At 54.4% G+C, this 22,503-nt stretch carries 24 protein-coding genes and 1 tRNA gene; 19 read left to right on the top strand and 6 right to left on the bottom strand.

Features of this window, described 5'->3' with window-relative positions:
• The first annotated feature begins 413 nt into the window (after nucleotides 1–413).
• Nucleotides 414–2,834, top strand: coding sequence for a transcription termination factor Rho (gene rho / locus J2I47_RS18915; RefSeq protein ID WP_207366165.1), 2,421 nt, complete (start codon nucleotides 414–416; stop codon nucleotides 2,832–2,834).
• Nucleotides 2,835–2,960: 126 nt separating this feature from the next.
• On the top strand, nucleotides 2,961–3,680 hold the full coding sequence (locus J2I47_RS18910) for an OmpA family protein (RefSeq protein WP_207366164.1): 720 nt from the start codon (nucleotides 2,961–2,963) through the stop codon (nucleotides 3,678–3,680).
• An 85-nt stretch (nucleotides 3,681–3,765) separates the two neighbouring features.
• On the opposite strand, the gene J2I47_RS18905 is transcribed toward J2I47_RS18910, so the two are convergent.
• Nucleotides 3,766–3,924: a hypothetical protein gene (locus tag J2I47_RS18905; protein WP_207366163.1), complete on the bottom strand. Its 159-nt coding sequence runs from the start codon at nucleotides 3,922–3,924 to the stop codon at nucleotides 3,766–3,768.
• 110 nt (nucleotides 3,925–4,034) lie between these two features.
• A complete protein-coding gene (locus J2I47_RS18900) occupies nucleotides 4,035–4,241 on the bottom strand; it encodes a DUF4287 domain-containing protein (RefSeq protein WP_207366162.1) in 207 nt (68 codons plus the stop codon).
• Nucleotides 4,242–4,375: 134 nt separating this feature from the next.
• On the opposite strand from J2I47_RS18900, the gene J2I47_RS18895 reads away from it, so the two are divergent.
• The gene (locus tag J2I47_RS18895) at nucleotides 4,376–5,545 is read left to right on the top strand and encodes a helix-turn-helix domain-containing protein (RefSeq protein ID WP_207366161.1); all 1,170 of its coding nucleotides are present in this window, start codon (nucleotides 4,376–4,378) and stop codon (nucleotides 5,543–5,545) included.
• A gap of 3 nt (nucleotides 5,546–5,548) precedes the next feature.
• Here J2I47_RS18895 and J2I47_RS18890 read toward each other — a convergent pair whose 3' ends face one another.
• A complete protein-coding gene (locus J2I47_RS18890) occupies nucleotides 5,549–6,313 on the bottom strand; it encodes a hypothetical protein (protein ID WP_207366160.1) in 765 nt (254 codons plus the stop codon).
• Nucleotides 6,310–7,296 (bottom strand): alpha/beta fold hydrolase, encoded by a 987-nt coding sequence (locus tag J2I47_RS18885; protein WP_207366159.1) that lies wholly within the window; start codon nucleotides 7,294–7,296, stop codon nucleotides 6,310–6,312. Before J2I47_RS18885 ends, J2I47_RS18890 begins: the two co-directional genes overlap by 4 nt.
• A 140-nt stretch (nucleotides 7,297–7,436) precedes the next feature.
• Between J2I47_RS18885 and J2I47_RS18880 the strand changes: the two genes are divergently transcribed.
• The 9 genes from J2I47_RS18880 to J2I47_RS18840 all read left to right on the top strand — a co-directional run bounded on the left by J2I47_RS18880 (nucleotide 7,437) and on the right by J2I47_RS18840 (nucleotide 16,017).
• Nucleotides 7,437–8,192 (top strand): oxygenase MpaB family protein, encoded by a 756-nt coding sequence (locus J2I47_RS18880; RefSeq protein WP_207366158.1) that lies wholly within the window; start codon nucleotides 7,437–7,439, stop codon nucleotides 8,190–8,192.
• A gap of 183 nt (nucleotides 8,193–8,375) precedes the next feature.
• Entirely contained in the window at nucleotides 8,376–9,035 is a 660-nt protein-coding gene (locus J2I47_RS18875; RefSeq protein WP_207366157.1) for a hypothetical protein, read from the top strand.
• A 30-nt stretch (nucleotides 9,036–9,065) separates the two neighbouring features.
• Nucleotides 9,066–10,274, top strand: coding sequence for a helix-turn-helix domain-containing protein (locus tag J2I47_RS18870; RefSeq protein WP_207366156.1), 1,209 nt, complete (start codon nucleotides 9,066–9,068; stop codon nucleotides 10,272–10,274).
• Between the two features lie 376 nt (nucleotides 10,275–10,650).
• Nucleotides 10,651–10,962, top strand: a complete 312-nt coding sequence (gene trxA, locus J2I47_RS18865; protein ID WP_207366155.1) for a thioredoxin — start codon at nucleotides 10,651–10,653, stop codon at nucleotides 10,960–10,962.
• Nucleotides 10,963–11,124: 162 nt separating this feature from the next.
• Nucleotides 11,125–12,402, top strand: a complete 1,278-nt coding sequence (gene hisD / locus J2I47_RS18860; RefSeq protein ID WP_207366154.1) for a histidinol dehydrogenase — start codon at nucleotides 11,125–11,127, stop codon at nucleotides 12,400–12,402.
• Between the two features lie 64 nt (nucleotides 12,403–12,466).
• Nucleotides 12,467–12,712, top strand: coding sequence for a hypothetical protein (locus J2I47_RS18855; RefSeq protein WP_207366153.1), 246 nt, complete (start codon nucleotides 12,467–12,469; stop codon nucleotides 12,710–12,712).
• A gap of 2 nt (nucleotides 12,713–12,714) precedes the next feature.
• Entirely contained in the window at nucleotides 12,715–13,092 is a 378-nt protein-coding gene (locus J2I47_RS18850) for a type II toxin-antitoxin system VapC family toxin (protein ID WP_207366152.1), read from the top strand.
• A 98-nt stretch (nucleotides 13,093–13,190) separates the two neighbouring features.
• The gene (locus tag J2I47_RS18845) at nucleotides 13,191–15,341 is read left to right on the top strand and encodes a Tex family protein (RefSeq protein ID WP_207366151.1); all 2,151 of its coding nucleotides are present in this window, start codon (nucleotides 13,191–13,193) and stop codon (nucleotides 15,339–15,341) included.
• 55 nt (nucleotides 15,342–15,396) lie between these two features.
• Nucleotides 15,397–16,017, top strand: coding sequence for a C40 family peptidase (locus tag J2I47_RS18840; protein ID WP_229374761.1), 621 nt, complete (start codon nucleotides 15,397–15,399; stop codon nucleotides 16,015–16,017).
• 49 nt (nucleotides 16,018–16,066) lie between these two features.
• Here the strand turns inward: J2I47_RS18840 and J2I47_RS18835 are convergent.
• Together J2I47_RS18835 and J2I47_RS18830 are read right to left on the bottom strand one after the other, a co-directional pair.
• Nucleotides 16,067–16,140: transfer RNA gene (locus J2I47_RS18835), tRNA-Ala, on the bottom strand.
• A gap of 139 nt (nucleotides 16,141–16,279) precedes the next feature.
• Entirely contained in the window at nucleotides 16,280–16,756 is a 477-nt protein-coding gene (locus J2I47_RS18830; protein ID WP_207366150.1) for a DUF3299 domain-containing protein, read from the bottom strand.
• A gap of 124 nt (nucleotides 16,757–16,880) precedes the next feature.
• Between J2I47_RS18830 and J2I47_RS18825 the strand changes: the two genes are divergently transcribed.
• The 7 genes from J2I47_RS18825 to J2I47_RS18795 all read left to right on the top strand — a co-directional run bounded on the left by J2I47_RS18825 (nucleotide 16,881) and on the right by J2I47_RS18795 (nucleotide 22,502).
• Nucleotides 16,881–18,374 carry a sensor histidine kinase gene (locus J2I47_RS18825; RefSeq protein WP_310587692.1) on the top strand — a complete coding sequence of 498 codons (1,494 nt, stop codon included), beginning with the start codon at nucleotides 16,881–16,883 and terminating at the stop codon, nucleotides 18,372–18,374.
• Entirely contained in the window at nucleotides 18,352–19,020 is a 669-nt protein-coding gene (locus J2I47_RS18820; protein WP_510186177.1) for a response regulator transcription factor, read from the top strand. Before J2I47_RS18825 ends, J2I47_RS18820 begins: the two co-directional genes overlap by 23 nt.
• A 190-nt stretch (nucleotides 19,021–19,210) precedes the next feature.
• Nucleotides 19,211–19,759: a lipocalin family protein gene (locus tag J2I47_RS18815; RefSeq protein ID WP_207366149.1), complete on the top strand. Its 549-nt coding sequence runs from the start codon at nucleotides 19,211–19,213 to the stop codon at nucleotides 19,757–19,759.
• Nucleotides 19,760–19,849: 90 nt separating this feature from the next.
• Nucleotides 19,850–20,389 (top strand): hypothetical protein, encoded by a 540-nt coding sequence (locus J2I47_RS18810; protein WP_207366148.1) that lies wholly within the window; start codon nucleotides 19,850–19,852, stop codon nucleotides 20,387–20,389.
• Nucleotides 20,390–20,543: 154 nt separating this feature from the next.
• On the top strand, nucleotides 20,544–21,179 hold the full coding sequence (locus tag J2I47_RS18805) for a peroxiredoxin (RefSeq protein ID WP_207366147.1): 636 nt from the start codon (nucleotides 20,544–20,546) through the stop codon (nucleotides 21,177–21,179).
• Nucleotides 21,180–21,344: 165 nt separating this feature from the next.
• Entirely contained in the window at nucleotides 21,345–21,584 is a 240-nt protein-coding gene (locus J2I47_RS18800; RefSeq protein WP_207366146.1) for a hypothetical protein, read from the top strand.
• Nucleotides 21,585–21,704: 120 nt separating this feature from the next.
• Nucleotides 21,705–22,502 (top strand): glycoside hydrolase family 25 protein, encoded by a 798-nt coding sequence (locus J2I47_RS18795; protein ID WP_207366145.1) that lies wholly within the window; start codon nucleotides 21,705–21,707, stop codon nucleotides 22,500–22,502.
• The last annotated feature ends 1 nt before the right edge of the window (nucleotide 22,503 follow it).

Here is a 22,503-nt window from a genome sequence, read left to right as displayed (position 1 = left end):
GGTCGCCTGTGCGGTCAGCTCACGTTAAAGCAGGCTGGTGTGTCGGTAACAATCCGAAATCCGCAATCCCCCATCCGAAATCATCTTGAAACATTTTTGCCAAAACAGCGTTACATAGATAATTAATTGGATTGTACTACATTTGTCAATCGTTGACCCGGCAGGCGGGGTAGTTTAATAACCGCTTTTTCTTAGCCTGCCGCACGATCCGCAATCGATCACTTTCGTTACCGATTATCCGGCCGTTGCAACCGCACCGGCCCCGGTCTGTAGACCACTCCCTCAAACACGCTGTTGTTGACCACCTCCGGGCTTACCACCCGCCCACTGGCCCCGCCAGTTGTCGTATTACACTAATCTATTGCTACCTGTTTATCCTGGCTTTAGCTTGCTCCCTGCGCTAACCCTTACGTATGTATACCATTGACGAGTTGAATCATAAGCTCTTGCCAGAGCTTCACGGTCTTGCCAAAGACTTTGGCGTAACTAACGCTACCAAATACACTAAAAAAGATCTTGTTTATAAATTGCTCGACGAACAATCACGCCGCCCCGAACCGGGCGAAGCCGCTACGGTGTCCGTAGCCGACGAGGCTCCTAAACGGCCCACCCGCGCCCGAAAAGCCACCCCCGATACTCCAGCAGCTGTTGCTGAACCAATAACTGCTCCTACCGATATGGCTGTTTTGCCAGCCTCCGACACCCCCGAAACGGCAGTTCGCCCTCGTCAGCGGGCTAAACGCCCTACCGACGTTGCCCTACCGGCAGACTCAGCTAACGAGCAGGCACCCGCTGCTGAAACAGCGCCCGCGACGCAGGAACAGGCTGTTTCGCCTCCAGCAGACCAGCCCGCTGTTTCTGATGGCGATGGTGGTGATCAGCAACGCGACCGGGAACCCCGTCAGCGGATGGACAACCGTCCTACCCGGTCAGACAGCAGCACCGCCCGCGAGGGTGGACCCCGCCAGCCCAATCAGCGAGATGGAGGCCAACGTAATGATGTGCCCCGCGACGGTGGCATGCGCGACGCCAACAACCGCCAAAACCGAAACGACGCCTACCGCACCGACCGAAACGGCAGTTCTGTTGACCGCAACGCCGACAACCGGGGCAACCGGATAGACAACGGCAACGGCCGGATGCCCGACCGCCCCCGCGATAACAACGGCTATGGTAACCCGCGCGACAACCGGCAGGGAGAACCACGGCAGGGTGGTATGCGCAACGACCCGAACGGTCGGCCAGATCGGTTTGGTAATGCACCCATGAACCGGCAGCCAAATCGGAATGACGGCGCTCCCCGCGACGGTGGCAACCGGAATGATATACCCCGTGGCGACAATCCGCGCAACGATGCACAGGGGCAAACCCGCCGTGAACTGCGCGAAAACTACCGGTCGCAGAATCCGCAACAGTCGCCCCGGCCTAACCAGGGCATGGGCAACCAAAACGACCGCCGCTTTGTCCGCGACGAGTCGGCCACTAATTTCAATACAGAGCCGGAGGAAGAGTTCGTTACGCCAACCGTGGTAAGTGACGAAACACCGGGGATGATGACCCGCGGCGGCGAAGCCGACGTGGCCCCCACGGCTCCTGAGCAGGCGGGTGAAGTTGAAAACCCCGATGCTGAGGGTGAAGCCCGGCACCAGCCTACGCGCGAACAAATTGAATATGGGCAGCGTATTCGTCGCCAGTACAATCAGCATGTTAAGGAGTTCGACGGAATTATCGACAATGAGGGTGTACTGGAAATCATGTCAGACGGGGGCTACGGCTTCATGCGCTCTGCCGATTATAATTACCTCGCCAGCCCCGATGATATTTACGTGTCGCCGTCGCAGATCAAACTCTTTGGGTTGAAAACGGGCGACACCATCAACGGCTCGATCCGGCCACCCAAAGAGGGCGAGAAGTATTTTGCCCTGCTGAAAGTGCATACCGTCAACGGCAAGACGACCGAAGAGATCCGCGACCGGATTCCGTTTGAGTACCTCACGCCCCTTTTCCCCGAAGAGCAACTCAAGCTCAGCACCCGCCCCGACCAGTTTTCGACCCGCGTACTCGACCTGTTTGCGCCCATCGGCAAAGGACAGCGTGGTATGATTGTAGCCCAGCCCAAAACGGGTAAAACGGTGCTGCTGAAGGAGATAGCCAATGCCGTGACCAAAAATCACCCGGAGGTGTATCTGATCATCCTGCTCATCGACGAACGCCCGGAAGAGGTAACGGACATGGCCCGCAGCGTGAACGCCGAAGTCATCTCATCGACCTTCGACGAACAGGCCGACCGGCACGTGAAGGTGGCGAGCATGGTGCTAGAAAAAGCCAAGCGGATGGTGGAATGTGGTCATGATGTGGTGATTCTGCTCGATTCGATCACCCGTTTGGCCCGTGCCTATAACACGGTGGTACCCTCGTCGGGCAAAATTCTGTCGGGTGGTGTGGATGCCAACGCCCTGCACAAACCCAAGCGCTTCTTCGGGGCGGCCCGTAACGTGGAAAACGGCGGCTCGTTGACGATCATCGCTACGGCGCTGATTGACACGGGATCGAAAATGGACGAGGTAATCTTTGAAGAATTCAAAGGCACCGGTAACATGGAATTGCAGTTAGACCGGAAGCTGTCGAACAAGCGCGTGTACCCGGCTATCGACGTGATGGCATCGGGTACGCGGAAAGAAGACCTGCTGCTGGACCGCGAAACGCTGCAACGTGTCTGGATTCTGCGCAAGCACCTGGCCGATATGAACCCCATGGAAAGCATGGATTTCCTGCTCGACCGGATGCGCGGCACCCGCAACAACGACGAATTCCTGATTTCAATGAACCGGTAAAGATTAGTTGTAACGTGACTGAACATGGTCAGGTTGGGTTGATTCCCGGCCTGACCATTTTTTTGTAAAACGGTTCGGCCCGAAATTTGAGCGACTACCTATACCTCTCCCCATAAACAGTCTCTTATGCGTCTGCTCCTGCTTCTCCTTGTCTGGCAAACCACCGTCGGCATAGTTTTAGCCCAGAAAACTACCTTATCGAGCAAGCCCACCAACACGCTGTTCGCTATTAAAGCCGTTGATGATAAAACGGAGGCCGAACTGTCGGCCAAATTCACCATCAGAGCGAGCCTGGCAAAGAAAGACTATATCGGCACCAGCAAACCCGGCACCGACTACACCTTCCTGCTCACCCGCGCCGACACCCTCGACGTGATTGTGAACGTACCCGGCTATACCGAAGCCGAAGAGGTAATGGTTGTCACCTGCGACACCTGCGCCAACTATGGCTACGCCGTGCGAATGGAAAAAGCCGACACCGTTTTTCGGAACCTCCAGACAGGTCAGGCGATTCAACTTGACAAGGTGTTTTTCGATCAAAGCAGCTATCACCTGCGTTCCGAATCATTTGAACAGCTGGACAAACTCCTCCGGACCTTGCAGACTACCCCTGCCCTGCGCATCGAAATTGCAGGCCATACCGACAACGTGGGCGACCGTAGGCTGAATCAATTGCTGTCTGAACAACGGGCCAAGGTAATTGCTAACTATTTGGTTACGAAGGGAATACCGGACACTCGGCTGCGTGCTAATGGCTATGGTGGCACCCGCCCCGCCGCCCCCAACGACGTAGAGGAAAACAAGCGCAAGAACCGCCGCGTCGAGTTTGTTGTGCTGGCCAAGTAGGGTATGCTTCGGGGCAAATTACTGGCTAGCCAGTAATTTGCCCCGTACCTGCACGGTGGTGTGGTCGTGACTTGGAATGTCAGGTTCAGCTCACTTTCGTTATGGTCGAGGTGTAGCCGCCGCCGGGATACACCCACCGACCAACGCATTGATTGCCGTCGGCGCTGAACTTGCCTTTGTAATAGGCCGGTGACCCTTGCTGACCGCCCCATATCGTGAGCGAATCGCCATCCAGTTCATACACCTAATCGAGCATATTGCCCTGAGCGTCACAGGCTTTTGAGCGAATAGCTGCGCTGACTGATTTGCTGCCATGATGCTTCTTGTGTTACGTTCATACCAACACCCTCTCGGCTACAACTGGCCGGTGTCCTTGAAATATTTGACGATAGCCATAGCGTGACCGTGGCCCAGCGCAAATTCCTCTTTTAGCCAGGCCGTGATCTGTCCGGCTTTAACGCCCGGTTTGAGCAGCCCTTTTTCCTGAGCAAGCTGCGCAAACTCGTCCGGGCCTTTCCCTGTTTTAGCCCGTATATTATCGATGTACGCTTGGAAAGACATGAGTTATCAGTTGGTTAATGGTGAATCGTGTAGTAAAATACGTTCTATTCGTTGAGGTAGCAGAGGGCTGATTGCGTCAACTTACAGGGGGCATTGGGCCATTAATGCAGCCGTCAACCAGAGCCGGATCGCCGATGCATACCGTTCCGCCTATTACTTATATAGAAGCGTTGGGAGGCTTTCAGGGCTTATTTCTCCTGCTGGTATGGCTACGCAGCCCAAACCAGCGAAGCTGGGCGGGCCGGTTTCTGGCATTGTTAGTAGCCGCAGCCTGTACCCTGCTGTTCTGGATGGCCCTGCACGACGCCCGATGGCTGGCCTACGTACCCGACCTGATCGGACTTGGTCCCGCCATACCGTTTCTGTTTGGCCCACTGCTGTTCGGTTACCTCAAAGCCGTGGTTGGGCCAACGTTTCGCTGGCGGCGGGTATATTGGCTTCATAGTTTGCCATATTGGCTGGTGTTGCCGGGACATATTCCGTTCTACGCGAAGCCGTTTGCCGAGAAACAGGCGTTCGTTTCAGACCACTATACCCACCCACATCTGGACTGGTGGGGGCAGTTGCCTGTCGTTCATTTTGTAGCCTACCTGCCAGCCGTGTTCAGCCTGATCAACCAACATGATACCGCTTTAAAAACATACTATTCCGTAACCGAAACCCTCCGACTAGCCTGGCTACGACAACTCATTATAGCCCTGGGGCTCTGCTATGGTCTGTTTTACCTGACCTATGCGGTTCAGGGACTGCACCCGGCAGGAAACCTGCTGACCTTTGCCATTACGGGACTGGTCTACCTGATCGGCTACCGGCAGTTGCGAAATCCCGGCCTGTTTAACCTCCGTGAGCCGACCGAGACACTGACCGACGTACCTGAAGTGCCCGGACTGCTGCCAAAACCACCGGGCAAAAAGTACGGAAAATCGGAATTACCAGCCGACAAAAGCCAGGCCTATGCCGGGCAACTGGAAACGCTCATGCGCCAGCAGCAACCCTACCGCAATGGTCAGCTTACGCTGCCCCAACTGGCCAGCAAACTGAGCATAGCCCCTCACGCGCTGTCGCAGGTGTTGAATCAGACATTGAACGTCACCTTTTACGACTACATAAACGGCTACCGGGTCGATGCCGTCAAACAACTGCTGGCCGATGCCCGCAATCAGCATCTAACCCTTCTTGCGCTGGCCCTCGACGCCGGATTTGAGTCGAAAGCCGCGTTCAACAATGCCTTCAAAAAACACACCGGCCTCACTCCGTCGCAGTACCGAACCCAATTGCGCACGGGTCAGGAACAGGGTCAATAGCCCTTACCAGCCCAGGCTGAAGGCCGTCTCGAGGTAAACGGGTACCTGCCCATGCGCGAAACTCAGCAGGACACCCTGCCGCTGGAGAGCCACCAATGTACCCACCGACAACTGCCAGTAGGCATTGCTGCCCAGTCGCCACGCGCTCGTGTAACCCAGCCTGAAACGGTGAGCCGTGTTTCGGTACCAGCCATCTTTCGGGCCAGCAAGATCAGGGCCAGTTGTTCCAACATACCGCTCGTTGAAGGCCGCTTTTGCCAGGTCACTGTGGTGGATGTAGGTCAGTAGTGTTCCCTGCCAGCCCAGATCGAGGCCGCCCGTCCTGTGTTTACCACGGTGCAATGGCAGCAGCCGGAGTTCCAGCCCCAGGCCGTCCAGCGTACCAGCTTCGTTGCAGTTACGGGCGTAATAGGGCATCAGAGCCAGCCGCCCACCCCACCGCGACGCAGATTGTGGCCCCGTTGGGTGCCAGTCTAAGGCTACGAGTCCACTAAGCCGCCCGCTCCCCGTGCTGACCCTATAGGGCGGTACGGTAAGGACCGCCCCCAATCTGATTTGCAGGGAGTTGGTCGTCTCAATCACCTGATAGGCGTATCCTACAGACGTGGTCAATTCAGGTTCGAGGCCCGCGCTCACGCCAAGCTGGTGTCTGGTGGTTACCGACCCGATGCTGAACGCGCCTTGTGCATAGCCCGTAACTGGCCCTGGCAAAACTACAAGCCAGCGCAGGAGGCAAATTGCCAGACGATATAACTGGTAGTGTGTCATTGGTAAGCCAGTAAAGCGGTACGAAGGCGTTGCAGCGTTTGCCCACTATAATTCAGAAATAGCGTGATATGGCCCGCCCCCGGAATGGTGTCGAGCGTTGCGCCAGGCAGCACGGGCAGGTTATATAGCCGCTGAAAGTCGGTGCGGGCCGCCCCGCACGTACCCGCCAGAATCAGTACGGGGCCAGTGAACTGCGGCAGCTGTGCCAGCCAGTCATCATCGCCCGCCCCCGCCGACGTTTGGGTGAGCACGTAGTACTGGTAGGCCCCAAATCGCCAGAGCGGTTCGTTTAGCCGGTCTCCCGTGCAGGTGAACGTGCGCAGGGCACCGGGCAACAGGCTGATGGCTTTGTAGTCGGCAGTGGCGTGGTCGCTGGACGTCAGGAGTTGATTTTGCCAGAAAAAATCCTGTCCGTCGAGCCAGTTTACACTCCCACCGTTATACGCTTTTCGGCCTGAGTCCGTGATGGGGCCTGGCTCGATCAGCACCAGCTGGGTAATCTGTTGCGGGTGTCGGGCCGCGTAGCGCAACGACATCATAGCCCCAAATGAGTGGCCAATCAGCGTAACGGGACGGCCAGGCGACAGGGCTTTTTTAACCGCGTCGATTTCGTCTACATAGCTGTCGATGGTCAGTTCTGCCCGGCTTACGCGCTCAGACAGACCAGCGCCGCGCGGGTCCCACATCACCACGTAATAGTGGTCGCTGAGCGCTTTCAGGGGCAATAATAATCGAAAATCAGCCCCCGGCCCGCCGGGCAGTACGAAAGCAACGGGCTGTTGCGGACTGCCGAATGTTTGCAGATGCAGCGCCCGCCGATGCCCCGCTACCGTCACCGTAAGTTGAGGCAGGGAGGGGTCCTGGTCGGCCGTGGGCGGCACCAGCGCCCCAACCCGTTCGAGGGATTCGGACCGGCAGCTTAGCAAGAAGCTGCTCAGGCCGACGACGGCCAGCAGATGGCGAAGTTGGCTAGTATCAATCATGCCGCAACGGTAGGCCGGGCACCAACACCAGTCGACTATCCCCATTGGGTAAGACCTATTCAGATTTTTGGTAAAACTACCCGACTGTGTAACAGCACATTCAGTTGGCGCGTTATTTTGACAAAGAAGCTACCCCACCAATGCCACCCTTCGTTCCTCATCAATCCATTGTGCGCCGTATTTGGGGCGATGCCGACGTCATCCTGCTGATTTTTGCGGGGTCGGCGGCGGAGTTTGCCCTCAACAAGGCCGTCGACTGGCTGTTTTTCACCGGAAAACTACCCGCAGACCCCATCGGGCGGCTTTTCTCGACGGTGCAGTACGCGCAGCAGATCGTGTTTTCGAGTGACGCAGAAGCCCGGCAGGCGGTGGGGCGCATGGCTAGTATCCATGCCGGGGTAGAAAGCAAACGCGGTTACGCCATTCCCGACTGGGCCTACCGCGACGTGCTGTATATGCTCATCGACTATTCGGAGCGGGCCTACGCACTGCTACACCGCCCCCTCACCGACGCCGAACGCGGCGAACTCTTCGACACCTTTTATCAGGTTGGCCTCGGTATGGGTGTACCCGATCTTCCTACTAATTACGCCGACTGGCTCCCCGACCGGGCGCGGCACCTCGACACAGATCTAGCCCGCAGCACCTTCACCGACAAGCTGTTTCAACGCTACGAAGAAGAACTCGGCGGCTGGCGGTACAACCTGCTCCGGCAGGCACAGGCCCTGCTGGTACCCGACCATGTTCGGCAACTGCTCGACCTACCTACCCGCCCGCTGCTGGCTAAAACACTCTGGCTCTACGGCCTCGCCAATACCTTCCGGCTTCGATCTGCCGTGCAGCGTATACTCCTCCCTACAGCCTACCTAGCTCGCATTCAGGCACTTGATAGATAGAAATGAGACGCAAGAAGTAAGATAAGAAGCGTAGATTACTAACACCTTCTTGTTTCTTGCGTCTTACTTCTTGCGTCTCACGTCATAATCTGATACGTCTCAATTTTCTTTTGCGACGACTGGTGGCACTCTGACAAACACCTTTGTCCGGTGATTTAAACGTAAACCAACCGCACAAAGACCATGAAAACCTGCATGTTGTATCTCGCCAATATACTCTTGTGTTTTGCCCTGTTCACCAATGCGCCAGCCCAATCAACGTCGGCTCAGCCGGGACAACCAAACCAACCGGCTGAGATACCCCCACCGTTGCCTGCCTCTGCCGAGCGCGTTTCTTTTTCGTTGAAAAATACCACTGGCCGCCATTGTATGTTCCGGGCCTACGGTCCAGGTATTGCCTATGGGTTTACGATGAACCGCAACGAGGCGGTGCCCAAAAACTGGCCCGTAGGCACGAAACTTTATTTCAGCAGCGATGGTGAAACCAACGACAGCTACATCCTGACGGTAACGGCCAATGACGCTGGCAAAACGGTGTACACCGAACGAGTTAAGCCCGTCAACCCCAATATGGTTAGCTTCAGGCTGCGCAATAACAGCCTGCTGCCCAGAAAAGTAGCGCTGATTTCTTACGAACCCAACCAAACAGGCAACAGCACCCACATTTTCATGATGGGACCTTATGGTTACTCAGGACAGAATTTTCCGACAGGCACCAAACTTTACCTGGCCGACAATGCGCAGGTCGATATCGTCATGAGTGGTAAGCGTCTCGATAACGGTAAGCCATTTCTTACCGTGACGAAAGAAGATGCCGGAAAGACGTTCAACATCGCAGACTAACTTGTTACGCCGTGCTAAACAAGCCGCCTCATGGATTTCCACTTCAACATCTATTCGGTACCATTGCTATTTGGGTTTGTGCAGGGGTGGGTATACGCCATATTACTCTGGGTACGTGGGCGGCGCGAAGAACGGCTGTCAGACATCCTGCTGGGGTGGGTACTGGTAGGTTGCTGCTTCAACATCTGGGACTATATGCTGGGGTTTGGTGGCGTTGAAATCCTCTGGCGACAACTCGAATTCCTGCCCCGCGGGCTGGGATTACTGTTTCCACCGCTCTGCTATTTCTACCTCAAAAGTCAGGTAAATGCCGATTTCCGCTTCACCAAAGCCGATTTGGTCCATGCCCTCCCCTTCCTGATCGAGACCATCTACCGGGTTGTCGTCTTTTCGTTTGGGCATGACTTTGTCATTTACTGGGAACGCACCGTCCATGATCCCTACTACATCAGCGACATGCTGTTTGTGGCCAGTATAGCCTCGCAGTTATACTACCTCTACCGGGCCCTGGGGCTATACAGAGCGTATCGGGACTGGATAAAGACGCAATTTTCTGACACTGAGATTATCAGTTTCCGGTGGTTTCGCAACTTCCTGACCGGACTAACGGTCACGGCGGTATTATCGCTGCTGATGACTGTGTTGAGTTTGTTGTATGGCCTGTCGTACTGGCAAAACTGGTGGGACGACCTGGCCACGGTGGTGCTGATTTATTACGCCAGTATCACAGGCTATGCCCAGCCACAAACCACGCGTCACCTGCTGTTTCACCCCGCAGAAGCCGTAGTGGTAGCCGAAACCATACCTGTCTTAGCGGTTGCAGCGGAGCCCATCTACCTGAATAAACTAGCTGATAGCCAGGTAGATAGTGGTACTGCATTACCCGTTGAGCTGGTTCCCCTGTATGAAAAGCTGCTGAACGACATGCTTATCGAGAAGCCCTACCTGGAACCCGAACTGTCGCTGGCTGACCTGGCCCGGCGGTTACGAACAAATCCGGTGGTGCTTTCGCAGGTGATCAACGCGGGCGTGGGCCAGAACTTCAATGATTTTGTGAATAGCTACCGCGTTGAAGCCTTTAAGGAGGCGGTTAAAAAGCCCCAAAATCAGCACCTAAGTCTGTTGGGCATTGCCCTCAACTGTGGGTTCAATTCCAAGGCTACGTTCAATCGGGCGTTCAAGAAAAAGACAGGTTCGCTACCGAAAGCCTTCGCAAGTGAGCAGCGGGCGTTAGGTTGAAAGCAGGGCGCAACATGCAGCATAGAAAAAGCCCCGACAGGTCACTGCCGGGGCTTCTTGCTGGTATATGACAGGTAAACCATCATGATCCGCAAAAGGTTTCAGGGTTGGCACATTGTCGGTTTATTTTTCAGAAAATGTTGAATTGGATAAGGAAGAGATGAGAAGCAAGAGATGAGAAGTAAGAAGCGAGAAGTAAGAAACAAGAAGCTAGAGATAAGAGGTTACCCTTTTCTGCTTCTTGTTTCTTACTTCTTGTTTCTTACTTCTCATCTCTTGCTTCTTACCTCTTGCTTCTCATCTCTTAGCTCTTTACTCCTGGTCCGTAAAAATGAACGTTGCCCCGGATGGACCGGTTTTACTAGAAACAACGAACATGAATAAGGCTCCACTTCCCTTTAGCGAACTAATCAAAAGCGGTCAACCCGTATTGGTTGATTTTTATGCCGACTGGTGCGGCCCCTGCAAAGCGATGGCCCCCACGCTGAAACAACTTGCCGACCGTACGGGCGATAAGCTCAAAATCGTGAAAGTTGATATAGACCGCAGCCGCGCGGCTGCCGATAAGTATCAGATTCAGAGCATACCCACCTTGATTTTATTCAAAGACGGCAAAGTGGTATGGCGGCAAACGGGTGCCCAGCCACTCCATAAACTGGAAGCTGCTGTGAAGCCGCATCTTGCGTGATCGGCCCTAACCCATAGTTTCTGCCTTTGCCTGATCAACGACAGCGCCTGTGCTGAATTTGGCCCTGGCCCGATTCATGCTCAACTTGCGCTGTTAATGGAAAGCCGTTTTAGGACGGCCCCCTTGTGACCTACGATTACTGACTCACGACAAACTACATCTATGCAAATAATACCCTTCCCCGCCCGATCTGACTGGCACGGATTATTAGCCCGGCCCATGCAATCATCGGCGCAGATTGAAGGTATAGTGACCCCCATTCTGGAACAGGTACGTACCCGGGGCGACGCAGCCCTGATTGAGCTCACCGCCCGCCTCGATAAAGTAGACTTGTCGGCCAAAGGTCTGGCGGTTTCCCCTGACGAAATCGACGCCGCCGAAGCACAACTCAGCGATGAGCTGAAGGCCGCTATCCGGCAGGCTTACAGGAACATCCGGCTGTTTCACGAAGCCCAGCAACAGCCTGTTCAGAAGATCGAGACCATGCCTGGCGTGACCTGCTGGCGCAAGAGCGTGGCTATCGACAAGGTCGGTATTTACATTCCCGGCGGTACGGCTCCGTTGTTTAGCACGGTGCTGATGCTGGGTGTCCCGGCGCAGCTGGCTGGTTGCCGTGAGGTGGTGTTATGTTCGCCCAGTAACCACCCGGCCATCTATTTTGCCGCCAAGCTGGTGGGCGTCACCAAGGTTTTCCGCATTGGCGGCGCGCAGGCTATTGCCGCAATGGCCTACGGAACAGACACTATTCCACAAGTATTCAAAATTTTTGGGCCTGGTAATCAGTACGTTACTACCGCCAAGGTACTAGTATCGAAAGAAGGCACGGCCATCGACATGCCCGCCGGACCAAGTGAAGTGGCCGTGTATGCCGACGACACCGCCGTACCTGCTTTCGTAGCTGCCGATCTGCTCTCGCAGGCCGAACACGGCGCCGACAGTCAGGTGATTTTGGTATCGACAAGCAAGAAGTTGCTGGCATCCGTGAACCTCGTTTTGGATTCGCAGATGAGCCGGCTGCCCCGCCGCGAGCTGGCCGCCAAAGCCATCGAAAACAGTAAGGCCATCCTGGTCGACACCCACGCCGATGCGGTTGATCTGCTGAACCAATACGCCGCCGAACACCTGATTCTCAGCGTTGCCAACGCCGAATCTGTGGCTGACGAGATCACCAATGCGGGGTCTATTTTCCTGGGTAACTACACCCCCGAATCGGCGGGTGACTACGCCTCGGGCACCAACCACACCCTGCCCACCAACGGCTTTGCGCGGGCTTACAGCGGCGTGTCGCTGGATAGTTTCGTCAAAAAAATTACGGTGCAAAACATCACCAAAGAAGGAATCAAACATGTTGGCCCGGTAGTGGAAGTAATGGCTGAAGCTGAGTCATTGGAAGCCCACAAACGCGCCGTAAGCATTCGGTTAGCTTCACTAGAGGGGTAATCAACAAGCTGACAAAAGCGTTATCTTCACAAAAAAGACAACTATGGTCGTTGTAACAATAGTCTTGGAAACAGCCGAAGACGAAGCACGGTTGATCGAATTGCTACCTAGTGTTCACGGGCGGGTGGTAGCGAAAGACGAGCAGCAAAAGTCGTTGGCAGATGAGGACCAGGAGGCGAAAAAACAGCGTGCCCTCGCGGCATTGCAACGGTTGGCTGCCCGCGGCGGCGCTTCATCATTTGGCGATGCTTCCGAGTGGCAGCGGGAAATACGTAGTTGGGATCGGGTGCTTGATGGTCGGGAAGAATGATTTTGGACAGCAATATCATTATTTATTCAAATCAACCCGGCTATGACTCTCTGATAGCTTGGTTAAAACAGCCAGGTGTCACCTTTAGCGTATCGGCTATTTCACAGGTCGAGGTACTGGGTTATCATAAACTTGCAGATGGTGACAGAGAAGATTTCAGCGATTTCTTTTCAAATACGCAGACTATCTCGATTACCTCTGATGTCATTCAACTAGCTATCCGGCTCCGTCAGCAGCGCAAACGCTCACTTGGCGATGCGATTATCGCCGCCACTGCGCTCATTCATAACCTGCCCGTAGTGACCCACAATACCGCCGATTTTTTATCGATTGATGGGCTTACCGTGATCTCGCTGGAAAGTATCCTTACCGGTGAGTAACCTGGTCATTCGGCTCTATCAAGCATGTAAACCTACCCGTCAGCTAATAGGCCGAAACGCAACTGAAAACGGCAAACTGAAAACAGTACACTTTTTTAATGCCTCACCTCTACGAAACTACCATTGCCAACCGCCTGAATTTGTCCGGGCGGTTTGTTGCCAATACCCTCCAACTCATCGACGAAGGGGCCACTGTTCCCTTCATGGCCCGCTATCGCAAAGAAGCCACCGGCGGGCTGGATGAAGTACAGATTGCCGCCATTCGTGATCTGGCCGTGGCCCTGCAAGCCCTCGACAAACGCCGTGAAGCCATCCTAAACAGCATTGCTGAGCAGGGTAAACTTACGCCTGAACTGCGCCGCCAGCTCACATCGGCCAGCAGTCTTGCCGAGTTAGAAGATCTGTATCTACCCTATAAACAGAAGCGCAAAACCCGCGCTATGCTGGCTATTGAACGTGGACTGGAACCCCTCGCCGACCGTATTTTCAGCCTCCGCGATCCTAATCCCGAACAAACAGCCCGCCGCCATCTGTCCGCCGCCGGGGCGGGGCAGGCTCCCCTCACCATCGCCGACGCGCTGCAGGGTGCCCGCGACATCATTGCCGAACGCATCAGCGACAACGCCGACGCCCGGCAACGCATCCGCCTGTTGTTCGAGCGGGAAGCCATCGTGCGGTCGGTGGTGAAGAAGGGCAAGGAAACCGAAGGCCAGAAATACAAAGACTACTTCGATTTTGCCGAACCGCTCCGGAAGGTGCCCTCGCACCGCCTGCTGGCCCTGCGCCGGGGTGAGGCCGAAGGCATACTGAACGTGGGTATCGCCCCTGACGAAGCCGCCGCGCTGGAACGACTCGACCGGCAGTTTCTGGGCCTGAACTACGCGGCTGCTACGGTGGCCAGTCAGGATCAGATGAGCCTCGCTATCAAGGACAGCTACAAACGGCTGCTCCGGCCCGCCCTGGAAACCGAATTTGCGGCCCTCTCTAAAGAAAAAGCCGATCAGGAAGCTATCCGCATTTTCGCGGGCAACCTCCGGCAGTTGCTGCTCAGTTCGCCGTTGGGACAAAAGCGCGTGATGGCCATTGACCCCGGCTACCGCACCGGCTGCAAAACGGTTTGTCTGGACGCGCAGGGCCATTTGCAGACCCATACAGTCCTGAACCTGTTTGCGTCGGAAGGCGAAAAACAACGCGCCGCCCAAACCGTACACGCACTGGTAAAGCAATATAAGATTGAGGCCATAGCCATTGGCAACGGTACTGCTGGTCGCGAAACAGAGGCGTTCATCCAGAGCCTCAGTCTCGGCATTCCCACGCTGATGGTGAGTGAACAGGGCGCGTCGATCTATTCGGCTTCGGAGGTGGCGCGACAGGAGTTTCCCGACAAAGACGTGACCGTGCGCGGAGCCGTCAGCATTGGTCGCCGACTGATGGACCCACTGGCGGAATTGGTTAAGATCGACCCAAAATCAATCGGCGTGGGGCAGTATCAGCACGACGTAGATCAGAACGACCTGAAAAAGAGCCTCGACGACGTGGTAGAAAGCTGCGTGAACCAGGTGGGCGTCTCGCTCAACACCGCCAGTGCATCGTTGCTGCAGTACGTATCAGGGCTGGGACCGCAACTGGCTAAAAACGTGGTCGACTACCGGGCACAGCACGGGGCGTTTGCCTCGCGGGAGCAATTGAAAAAAGTGCCTCGCCTGGGGCCGAAAGCCTATGAACAGGCGGCGGGTTTCCTGCGTATTTCGTCGCCGTCAAATCCGCTCGACAATTCGGCGGTACACCCGGAACGCTACGAACTGGTAGCCAAAATAGCCGCCGACCTGGGCTGTACCGTGGCCGACCTGATGCAGCAGCCGCACCTGCGCCAGCAAATCAAGCCCGAACGCTACGTCTCTGCATCGGTTGGCCTGCCTACCCTCACCGACATCCTGGCCGAACTTGCCAAGCCTGGCCGCGACCCGCGCGAGACCCTGACCGTTTTTGAGTACGACAAACGCGTGCAAACCATCACCGACCTCCACGAGGGTATGGTGCTGAGTGGGGTAGTGACCAACATTACTGCCTTCGGTGCCTTTGTGGACGTTGGCGTGAAGCAGGACGGCCTCGTTCACGTGTCGCAGATGGCCGACCGCTACATTTCGGACCCTAATCAGGTAGTGCGGGTGCAGCAAACCGTTCAGGTGAAAGTGCTGGAGGTAGATACCAACCGTAAACGTATTGCGTTAACCATGAAAATTGGATAGGTTGCAGTACAAAGCCTAGTCAGTTACTTCCAGTACCCCACCTACCTCATCGCCTATGCAACGGCATCCCGTTCGCACGCCACTCATCCAGGTCTGCCTGATGGCAAGCTTCATTATCTTCGGCGCCTCGTGCGCTCCGTCTAAATTCGTAGCTCCAACCGGTGGTAACGCCGTGAAGCGAACCACCGTCAGCCGCCCCACAGCCAGCCGGACAAGTGGCCGAACCGGCACCAATACCAAAACGGCCAGTGCGTTGAAGGTGGTTAACTCGAATGTGTACGTCAGTCAGTATGCGAGCGAGGTGATCAACCAGGCCCGCACCTATACCGGAACCCCCTATGTATCGGGCGGTAATACCTACGACGGCATTGATTGCTCGGGGCTAATTTGTGCCGCGTTTTCGTCGGTGGGTCTCAAAATGCCCCGCATCTCATGGCAGCAGTCGGAGGTGGGGCATGAGGTGGAAGTGGAAGAGATCCGGCCGGGCGATCTGGTCTTTTTCGTGCCCGAATCAGGTAAAGAAGGCTACGTCTCCCACGCCGCCATCGTCACAGAAGTACGCGGCCCCAACGACATCCGGTTCATTCACGCCTCCTCATCCCGCGGTGTCCGCGAAGACAATCTCTACTCCACTTATTTCAAAGGCCGGTTTGTGAAAGCGTTGCGGCCATTCTGAAACCAAAAAGGCCCCATCTGAATCAGATGGGGCCTTTTACAATGAAGGGTGGAGAATATCGGAGTCGAACCGATGACCTCTTGCATGCCATGCAAGCGCTCTAGCCAGCTGAGCTAATCCCCCATTGCGGTTGCAAAGATGGGCTTTTTCGGCACGTCTGTCAAGCGGTAAGCTGAAAAAGACGCCGGATTTTGGCCGTTGAATGCTGGATATCCAACCAACTAATTGATAGACAGCATCTAGCGCCCGGCTTCCAAAATTACTACTGCGTATCAAGCATCTCGGCGTCGGCCAGGATGTAGTTTAGCTCGTAGATATTGTCGGCGTTCAGCTTGAGCGTGCCCCGGAAGGTGCGGCGCTCGTCGGTTTTGAACTTCCTGCCCGGCTTCTTGAACTTCAACGACACTGCTGATTCAGGCCCGGCGCCACCGCAGAAGAAACAGGCCGAAAACGGAAACGCCGATAGTACGTACACATTTGATTCCAGATCTACGGGAAGTACGTAACCGGTTAGTTCAACGGGTTTACCACTAAGCTTTTGTACCGACTGCCCAAAAGTGGGATACAGCATATACACTGATTCTTCAGCGTACCATTTCTTTTTGAACGTAACATCGCGCAATGACTCCCAGGAAAGCTTTACAGGGTCTGCAGAGGTGTTGACCACGCCAGGGGTGATGGGCCGGAAGCTAAGTAAACCGACGCTGAGCAGACAAAAGAGAGGGATCAAACGTTGCATACTTAAGTAAGTTTTTTAGACAATAGACAAGTAAATCTACAAACTTCGTTAGTTTTACTGGAACGTAAGCAATTAATACACTAACGTACCAAATCCAACTCAACGACAATTTATCAATCCATCCGTGGCTTCCTCAACAACAGGGCCGCTTCGGCTCACCCGGTTATACGTAGCCACTCTGCTCGGACTAGCTGTATTGCTGACCGTTGGTCAACTCATTACGCAGTGGCAGTTTGATAAGTTCCAGGACGAAATCCTGCTTATCCGCAATACGGCACTGCAACGTCACCAAAGCCAGCAAATAGCCAAAAAAGCCCTTCTGTTGCACGAGCAGCGTGACCTGGATGCGTTCAAGGCTACCCAAGAAAGTCTCCGGCAACTGGAAATCAAGATACGCCAGCACTTTGTGTGGGGCCAAAAAGGTGTTCTTTCCCAGAACAGCCCATCAGTGCCTATCAGTGACACCATCCAGCAACTTTACCGAGCCGCTGAACCCTATTTCAACAGGTTGGATGCAGGCACCCGTATGCTGGTATCTCTTACTGGCCCTTCGTCATTAAGCTCTTCGGTAGGGAAACAGGGATTACAACTCGTACTGGCCAACGATGCTCCCTTTCTGGAGCGAATTGACGCCGTTGTGCAGCGGTCTAACCATGAGTTGCGGCATAAGCTAGCCAGCCTTCAGCAGTTTGAACAATACCTATATATACTCACCCTGGCCATACTGGCCGCCATCGCCTGGTTTGTGTACCGCCCGGCCGCCCGTCGTCTGCGCGCTACGGTTGCCCAGCTAGTGGCTGCCGAACAGCGTACCACAGAAGCCAACCGCAAGCTCACGTCGGTAAACAGTTCGCTGAACAAAGCCCGGCAACAACTGGTCGAGTCGGCAAAGCAACAATTTCAGTTACAGATCAATGAGCAGAAATCGCGCACGGCTTATCTGGTGGCGGGGCAGGAAGAAGAACGCAAGCGGTTGTCGCGTGAACTGCACGATGGCCTGGGACAGATGCTGACTGCTATTAAGTTGCAGGTGGAAGGGCTTGATGTGCGGCTCGCTAACAGTGGTGTGTCTGACACTAATTTGCCGGTGCTCAAAAACCTGATCACGCAAACAATTCAGGAAGCACGCTCCATATCTAACAATTTAATGCCCAGCGCGTTGAGTGACTTTGGGCTTATGCCTGCCTTGCGCGTTCTGGCAGAACAGCATAACCGGTTAGCGCCGGGCATGGTTACGCTGGAGGCCGATCATTGGCTGATGGACCCTGGTGCCGAACGGCTGGCTCAACCTGTTGAGATTACGCTGTATCGCGTAACGCAGGAAGCATTAACCAATGCCATTCGGCACGGCAAAGCCACTCATATTGGCATTCATTTGTTCGAAAAAGATCATTACCTGCACCTGAGCATTACCGACAATGGCGTAGGTTTCAAGACCCAACGGCTAAGTAAAGAGCCACACGGACAGGGCGTGCACAACATGCACGAACGAGTAAAATTGGTAAACGGAACGTTCAAATTAACCTCCGTGCCGGGTAAAGGCACTAAACTCAAGGTCAGTATACCCTATCATTCGCAAGAATTAACTCACGATTATGATAAAATTAATGTTGGTTGACGACCACGCCATAGTGCGCGATGGTGTCCGTTTATTGTTGGAGCAGGGCGAAGGCCTGCAGATTGTCGACGAAGCAAACGACGGCGAAGAGGCTTTGGAAAAATTGAAAGCCCATCACACAGACAACAGCCTCCCCGATGTGGTGCTGCTTGATATCTCGCTGCCTGGCATGTCGGGAATCCAAACGGCGCAGCATATCACGCGGCTCTATAAGTCGGTGAAGGTGTTGATGCTGTCGATGCATAACAATGAAGACTACATCCTGCGGGCGGTAGAATCGGGGGCCATTGGCTACATCCTGAAAGACTCGTCGAGCGATGAGATGATGAAGGCCATTAAGACCGTTGCCACCGGTGAAAAGTACTTCAGCTCGCCCGTAGCCACGATTATCCTGAACGGCTACATGCAGCAGATGCGGAAGGATACGGGTGCCACCAACGGCAAAGCCCGCCGCTCGAAGCTGTCGAAGAAAGAAAAGGAGATCCTGAGCTACCTCATCGAAGGCCTCAGCAGCCGCCTTATTGCCGAAAAACTGCAACTCAGCGTGCGCACGGTCGATAACCACCGCGCCAACATGATGCGCCGCCTGCAGGTGCGCAACGCCGCCGAACTGGTGCGCATGGCTGTGGAAGAAAAGTTAGTATAGACACTACCGTCACACTGCTTTGTAAAGGCAGCGATGAAAATCATCCGTCGGAATGGTTTTCCTCGCTGCCTTATTTGTTTAGGTGTATTTGCCGGTAAATCAACTATTGTTACCAGTGGCTCAATGGTGTCACCTTTACTCGCTGTAAGGCAGATAGGTTTGGCTTGTTAATCAAACCAAACTACATATCATGAACCGCCTGTCCACCCTGATTGCCTTACTGTTCGTTTCGCTTTTTCTTGCCAACTGCAAAAAATCAACGGATGCCGTCTCCCCCGCCGATGTACCTTCCCAACTAGCCCGCAAATGGGCTTTTTCCGAAATTTTTGTGCAGACCGATGCCAAACGGTATACGATTCCCCCCACTAATGTTCAGCTAGCCAGCGACGACAACCTGATCACCATTTTGTCGGGCGGCACCTACACTTACGTCGATAATAAGGTCACCAAAAACGGTAAGTGGGCGTTGAGTAACAACAACCAAACACTCACCCTGACCGATGCCGATGCCGATGCTTCTAGCTGGCAGATTGTGTCGCTAACGAGTAGCACCATGGAACTAGGCACAATAACTGTGGACCTGTCTAAGGCGAAACAGACCGACGAAGAAGCTGGCGTTGCCTTCGCCTGTGGTATAGCCCTGTCTACTATCGACAAGAAAAGTGGCGGCACAGTTGATTTCACGAAAGAGCCCACGCCCAAAACCGTTCAACTGATCGTAAAAGCGAAGGCACAATAGGTCTCCGTTTTTTTAGCTATGCCCCCCGGAAGACTGGCTATACAGACCAACTTTTCCGAACTTCGTGGTCTAACGCGTAACGCTGTTTCCATGAAAACGACCCGGCTCAGTTTACTTGTCCTGATTTTGTTTGCTTCGCTGCCCTGCGCTGCCCAATACGGTGGCTATGGCGGGGGGTACGGAGGTGGCTATGGTGGCCGGGGCTACGGCGGCATGGGCGGAGGCATGAATCAGCCGCAGGCTAATTTTAAGCCTTCTATTCCTAATGTAGCCGGTGATATGGCTGCCAAAGAAACCAAGTGGTTGAAGGATATCCTGCCCGATATGACCAAAGAGCAGGCCAAAGACATAAAAAACCTCAACAACGAATACGCCAAGCTGCAACAGGAGGCCATCAAAGAAATTGTTGGTACCGACGGTAAGCGTACCAACCCGGAGGCATCGCAGCAAATGAAAGATGCGATGATGATGTATAATGAAGAGAAAGAAGACAAGCTCCGCCTTATTCTGACCTCCGACCAATGGGCCACCTACCAAACCAAAAAGCCCGAAATGCAACAAAAAATAGGCGGCATTCGCCCTCCCGCCCCTCCTCAGTTCCGCGCCAAGGCCGATACTACGGCTCATTGAGGATATGCGACGTCCGGCATCTTTCTGAGGAACCCTTTTTCAGAAGCCTTTCGTTATCCAGATACAAACAGAAGACCGGTCTACAGCCGGTCTTTCAGTTTTTAACACTACCCTATTTAGTCAATCGAGTAAAAACATTAAACCGTTTCATCCTATGTCACTCCGCCTTGGCGACATCGCCCCTGACTTTACAGCCAACACAACCGAAGGCCCTATTCATTTCCACGAATGGCTTGGCAACTCGTGGGGCATGATTTTTTCGCACCCCGCCGATTTCACGCCCGTTTGCACCACCGAACTGGGCCGCACAGCGCAACTCAGCGACGAGTTTACCAAGCGGGGCGTGAAAGTAATTGCCGTGAGCGTTGACCCGCTCGACCAGCACCACGAATGGGTGAAGGACATTAACGAGGTAAACAGCACAACGGTAAACTTCCCGCTCATTGCCGACGAAAACCGCGAGGTGGCTACGCTCTACGACATGATTCACCCCAACGCCAGTGAAAAAGCTACTGTTCGGTCGGTGTTTATTATTGGTCCTGACAAGAAAATAAAGCTGACTTTAACCTACCCCGCCAGCACGGGCCGCAATTTCTTCGAGATCCTGCGCGTAATTGATTCATTGCAGCTAACGGCCAACTATTCGGTCGCCACCCCCGCCGACTGGCAGGAAGGCGAGGATGTGATCGTGACGGCTGCCGTACCGAACGATCAGTTGGAGGAAAAATTCCCTAAGGGTGTCACCTTCGTGAAGCCGTACCTGCGCAAGACACCCCAGCCGAATAAGTAGGCAGAGAGCCAAGAGATAAGAGTCAGGAAATAAGCGATGAGAGAGTAAAACCAGGAAACTAGAACTTACCATCTTGTTTCTTGACTCTTGTCTCTAGCCTCTCCGCTTTAAACCTTTCCTGCCCCTCGTCGTTAGGCATACGTAACCAATTAAATTCTCAACGTCATGCCAAAGAACATGAATCCTCAGCACGATGAAGGCCCGGTAGCCGAGGCAATCGAACAGCAAACCGCCAAATTGCCTTCCGATATTTTCTTATGGGGGGGCCTTGGCGCATTAGCCACCGCTGCAGTTAGCTTTGCCAATGGCAAGCGTCACGAAGCCCTGTTGATCGGTCAGTGGGCCGCTCCAATCCTTATTCTCGGCTTATACAACAAGCTGGTGAAACTGGAAGGGTCGGACTAAAAAGTAGTTCATCGTTTAGTGGTCGAGGTCCGAAGTTTACGCGTGCTATGCCATATTCGCCATTTAGACGGATTTAGCATAGTGTGTCTAACCTTCGGACCTCTTCCGTTGAACTGATTTATGAAAACCTTTACCTTGCTCCGGTTCATCTACGGCCAGTATAAACGGTTGATTTGGCTGGGCGCAGGCCTTTTTTTGCTGGTGTTCCTCATCTGGCGGATAACCGGTTCCAGCCGCCGGACCGCCGCCGACACCATGCACTGGCAGTTTGTGGAGGGGTACGGCATCAAGTTCCCTACACGCTACACCCTGCATGGTCTCGATGTGTCGCGCCATAACAGAAACATCAACTGGGACCGGGTAGTGGCCATGAACGAGGGCGGCGTCAGGATGCAGTTTGCGTTTATAAAAGCCACCGAAGGAGCCACCCTGGGCGACCCAACCTTTGCCAAAAACTGGCGTGAAGCAAAGCGGGTGGGCTTACGGCGGGGGGCCTATCACTTCTACCATCCTACCCGCGACCCCCTCAAGCAGGCGGCCAACTTTATCAAACGTGTGTCGCTCAAATCCGGCGACATGGCCCCCGTGCTTGATTTTGAAGTGACCAATGGCGTAGCCGACGACAAGATCATTGCCGACCTGCACCTTTTTCTCGACGCTATTGAGGCCGAATACAACATTCGGCCCATCATATACACCAATCCCAGTCTTTATAAGCGCTTTATCAAGCCTAACTTCGACGTGTACCCGCTTTGGATAGCCGACTATTCGAAGTCAGACCTGGACCGGTATGATGCCGACAAACTGTATATCTGGCAGCACAATAAAAGCGGCTGGGTGCACGGAATCCGCGGCTTCGTTGACCTCAACACCTTCGTGATGGATCCCGATAAAGTGAACGACCTCTGTTTGGATTAAC

The organism is Fibrella rubiginis (assembly GCF_017353185.1).
Classification (GTDB): domain Bacteria; phylum Bacteroidota; class Bacteroidia; order Cytophagales; family Spirosomataceae; genus Fibrella; species Fibrella rubiginis.
This window is presented reverse-complemented; position numbering and strand designations above follow the sequence as displayed.